The organism is Grylomicrobium aquisgranense (assembly GCF_033971865.1).
In the GTDB taxonomy this organism is placed as follows: Bacteria; Bacillota_I; Bacilli_A; order Erysipelotrichales; family Erysipelotrichaceae; genus Bulleidia; species Bulleidia massiliensis.
This window is the reverse complement of the sequence record NZ_JALBUR010000059.1, coordinates 1-4,925: the sequence shown is the minus strand read 5'-3', so window position 1 is coordinate 4,925 and position 4,925 is coordinate 1. Positions and strand designations below refer to the sequence as shown.

General features: G+C 51.1%; 3 rRNA genes. All 3 read left to right on the top strand.

From position 1 onward, the window contains the following. Window positions 1-23 precede the first annotated feature (23 nt). Window positions 24-1,548 (top strand): 16S ribosomal RNA (locus MOZ60_RS11235). A 244-nt stretch (window positions 1,549-1,792) separates the two neighbouring features. Next, window positions 1,793-4,692: ribosomal RNA gene (locus MOZ60_RS11230) — 23S ribosomal RNA — on the top strand. An 82-nt stretch (window positions 4,693-4,774) separates the two neighbouring features. Further along, window positions 4,775-4,882: ribosomal RNA gene (gene rrf / locus MOZ60_RS11225) — 5S ribosomal RNA — on the top strand. Together the 16S, 23S and 5S rRNA genes form the textbook arrangement of a ribosomal RNA operon. Window positions 4,883-4,925: the final 43 nt, after the last annotated feature.

Sequence of the window (4,925 nt, the reverse complement as noted above, 5' to 3'; positions counted from 1 at the left end):
TAAGTAATCAGGTGAGCACAAGTCAAATGAAGAGTTTGATCCTGGCTCAGGATAAACGCTGGCGGCGTGCCTAATACATGCAAGTCGAACGAGGAAGACCCAGCTTGCTGGGTTGACCGAGTGGCGAACGGGTGAGTAATACATAAGCAACCTGCCCACGGAGACCGGGATAATCTCTGGAAACGGGGACTAAAACCGGATAGGCAGCAATGAGGCATCTCAATGCTGTTAAAGGTGAGAGACACTGGTGGATGGGCTTATGGCGCATTAGTTAGTTGGTGAGGTAACGGCCCACCAAGACGATGATGCGTAGCCGGCCTGAGAGGGTGAACGGCCACATTGGGACTGAGACACGGCCCAGACTCCTACGGGAGGCAGCAGTAGGGAATTTTCGGCAATGGGGGGAACCCTGACCGAGCAACGCCGCGTGAGTGAAGAAGGTCTTCGGATTGTAAAGCTCTGTTGTAAGGGAAGAACGTCAGGCAGAGTATGCGTGAGTGACGGTACCTTACCAGAAAGCCACGGCTAACTACGTGCCAGCAGCCGCGGTAATACGTAGGTGGCGAGCGTTATCCGGAATTATTGGGCGTAAAGGGTGCGTAGGCGGCTGATTAAGTTCGTGGTTAAAGCGTGGGGCTCAACCCCATAAAGCCACGGATACTGGTCAGCTAGAGTACTGGAGAGGGCAGTGGAATTCCATGTGTAGCGGTAAAATGCGTAGATATATGGAGGAACACCGGTGGCGAAGGCGGCTGCCTGGACAGAGACTGACGCTGAGGCACGAAAGCGTGGGGAGCAAATAGGATTAGATACCCTAGTAGTCCACGCCGTAAACGATGAATGCTTGGTATCGGGGCAACCCGGTGCCGAAACTAACGCGCTAAGCATTCCGCCTGTGGAGTATGCACGCAAGTGTGAAACATAAAGGAATTGACGGGGGCCCGCACAAGCGGTGGAGTATGTGGTTTAATTCGACGCAACGCGAAGAACCTTACCAGGCCTTGACATCCCTTGCAAAGCTGTAGAGATACAGCAGAGGTTATCAAGGTGACAGGTGGTGCATGGTTGTCGTCAGCTCGTGTCGTGAGATGTTGGGTTAAGTCCCGCAACGAGCGCAACCCTTGTCTTCAGTTACCAATATCAAGTTAGGGACTCTGGAGAGACTGCCGGTGATAAACCGGAGGAAGGTGGGGATGACGTCAAATCATCATGCCCCTTATGGCCTGGGCTACACACGTACTACAATGGCTGTTACAACGTGAAGCAACACTGTGAAGTGAAGCGGAACACTGAAAGACAGTCTCAGTTCGGATTGAAGTCTGCAACCCGACTTCATGAAGCTGGAATCGCTAGTAATCGCGGATCAGCATGCCGCGGTGAATACGTTCTCGGGCCTTGTACACACCGCCCGTCATACCATGAGAGCCGGTAATGCCCGAAGCCGGTGGCCTAACCGCAAGGAAGGAGCCGTCGAAGGCAGGACTGGTGATTGGGGTCAAGTCGTAACAAGGTATCCCTACGAGAACGTGGGGATGGATCACCTCCTTTCTAAGGAGAAAGAGTACAAGCAGTTGGGGGTGCAATAATCAATTTCTGTTCGGTTTTGAGAGATCTGGAAAGATTTCTCAGCGAAAAACCTCATCGAGGTAAAGTTCTTTGAAAACTGAATAACAGAAGAAAGACAGATAGGTCTTTCTGAAAAGTTGTAGAAAAGATTAACTGAAAGTTGAAACAGACAGTTAACAGTTCTCAGAAAAGTGCTATTTATGAACTCGTCATAGATAGCAGGCATGATTAAATGAAGCAGAGCGTACGGCGGATGTCTTGGCATACAGAGCGGAAGAAGGACGCAGAAAACGGCGAAACGCCACGAGGAGACGTACACAGTCAACGAATCGTGGGTATCCGAATGGGGCAACCCGTCTGAGGGGAAATCCTCAGACATCCGCGGATGAATAGATAGTCCGTGAGAAGGCAACCCAGGGAATTGAAACATCTTAGTACCTGGAGGAGAAGAAAACAACAGTGATTCCGGGAGTAGTGGCGAGCGAAACCGGAGGAGCCTAAACCGGTCTTAGGACCGGGGTTGAAGGACCGCAGGAAGTCACTTTGGAATGTAGTCGAATGAGATTGAAAGCTCAGTCACAGAGGGTGCAAACCCCGTAGACGAAACACGAAGAAGGGCTAGCGGTATCCTGAGTACGACGGGGCACGTGGAACCCTGTCGGAATCCGCCTGGACCATCAGGCAAGGCTAAATACTCCTGTATGACCGATAGTGCACCAGTACCATGAGGGAAAGATGAAAAGAACCGCGGGAGCGGAGTGAAACAGATCCTGAAACCGTATGCTTACAAAAAGCCAGAGCACATTAAGGTGTGATGGCGTGCCTTTTGTAGAATGAACCGGCGAGTTATCCTTGCATGCGAGGTTAAGCTGACAAAGCGGAGCCGCAGCGAAAGCGAATCTGAACAGGGTGAAAGTATGCAGGGATAGACCCGAAGCCGTAGTGATCTAGTCATGAGCAGGTTGAAGGATGGGTAACACCATCTGGAGGACCGAACCGACCCTCGTTGAAAAGCTGGCGGATGACTTGTGATTAGCGGAGAAATTCCAATCGAACACGGCGATAGCTGGTTCTCCCCGAAATAGCTTTAGGGCTAGCGTTGAAGGAAGACATATGGAGGTAGAGCACTGAATTGTCGCGGGTGGCACCTAGCCATACCAACATAAATCAAACTCCGAATGCCATATGTTAATATTCAGCAGTCAGACTGTGGGTGATAAGGTCCATGGTCAAAAGGGAAACAGCCCAGATCATCAGATAAGGTCCCAAAATCTGCGCCAAGTGGAAAAGGATGTGGAGACGCGTAAACAGCTAGGAGGTTGGCTCAGAAGCAGCCATCCTTAAAAGAGTGCGTAACAGCTCACTAGTCGAGTATCTCTGCGCCGAAAATTAACCGGGGCTAAGCGCAGTACCGAATCTATGGATTTGTGCAGCAATGTATAAGTGGTAGGGGAGCGTTCCATACAGCGTTGAAGGCATACCGTAAGGAGTGTTGGAGCGTATGGAAGTGAGAATGCCGGTGTGAGTAGCGAGATGCAGGTGAGAATCCTGCACACCGATAGACCAAGGATTCCAGGGGAAGGTTCGTCCGCCCTGGGTAAGTCGGGACCTAAGGCGAGGCCGAAAGGCGTAGTCGATGGACAGCAGGTTGATATTCCTGCACCCGCAGGTCAAATGATGGAGTGACGGAAGCGTAAAGTACCAGCCCTTAATGGATTGGGCAGGGCATAATGAGAGGGCCGACAGTGAAATGCGTTGGCGGAAATCGAGTTATGAACCGAGAGAAAGAGCGATCAAGTATCGAAGGGTATGGAGCGATTCCCAGGAAAAGCTTCTAGTGTTAATTGACCAGCGGCCCGTACCAAAACCGACACAGGTGGTCAAGGCGAATAGCCTGAGGTGAGCGAGAGAACTGTTGCCAAGGAACTCGGCAAATTGGTCCCGTACGTTAGCTATAAGGGACGCTCGAAAGAGCCGCAGTGAAAAGGCCCTAGCAACTGTTTAACTAAAACATAGCTCTCTGCGAAGTCGCAAGACGAAGTATAGGGGGTGACACCTGCCCGGTGCTGGAAGGTCAAGGGGATCCGTTAGCCGCAAGGCGAAGCAGTGAACCGAAGCCCCAGTGAACGGCGGCCGTAACTATAACGGTCCTAAGGTAGCGAAATTCCTTGTCAGGTAAGTTCTGACCCGCACGAAAGGTGTAATGATTTGGGCACTGTCTCGGCAGCAGACTCGGTGAAATCTTAGTACCTGTGAAGATGCAGGTTACCCGCAACTAGACGGAAAGACCCCATGGAGCTTTACTGCAGTCTGCTATTGAGTTTCGGTTGGATATGCACAGGATAGGTGGGAGACTAAGAGACAGGTCTTTAGGGATCTGAGGAGTCAATGTTGGGATACCACTCTTATTCAATTGAAATTCTAACTCAGGACAGTGAACCTGACTGAGGACCGTGGCAGATGGGCAGTTTGACTGGGGCGGTCGCCTCCCAAAGAGTAACGGAGGCGCTCAAAGGTACTCTCAGAATGGTTGGAAATCATTCAGCGAGCGCAAACGCAGAAGAGTGCTTGACTGCGAGACAGACAAGTCGAGCAGGGACGAAAGTCGGAGTTAGTGATCCGGCGGTGCAGAATGGAATGGCCGTCGCTTAACGGATAAAAGCTACCCTGGGGATAACAGGCTGATCTCGCCCAAGAGTTCACATCGACGGCGAGGTTTGGCACCTCGATGTCGGCTCATCGCATCCTGGAGGTGAATTCGCTTCCAAGGGTTGGGCTGTCCGCCCATTAAAGCGGTACGCGAGCTGGGTTCAGAACGTCGTGAGACAGTTCGGTCCCTATCTGTTGTGGGCGTTGGAAATTTGAGGAGAGCTGCCCCTAGTACGAGAGGACCAGGGTGGACGTTCCTACGGTGCACCAGTTATCACGCCAGTGGTACAGCTGGATAGCTGAGAACGGATTGGATAAACGCTGAAGGCATCTAAGCGCGAAACCAACTCCAAGATAAGATTTCCCATTGATTCAATCAAATAAGACCCCTTGAAGACGACGAGGTAGATAGGTCAGGGATGTAAGTGAAGTGATTCATTGAGTTGACTGATACTAATAGGTCGAAGGTTTAATCAAGCTAAGAGAACGCCAAATGAAGTAAGAAAGACAACTGTCAAAGAACTGTTATTCAGTTTTCAGGGAATGAAACCTGATGAGATCTGGCGGCAATGGCGAAGTGGTCACACCTGTTCCCATCCCGAACACAGAAGTTAAGCACTTCAGCGGCGAAGATAGCCTTACGGGCAAAAAGAGCACGCTGCCAGGTTAGCAAGGATCCTTACGGATCCTTTTCTTTTTTCCCTTCAGCA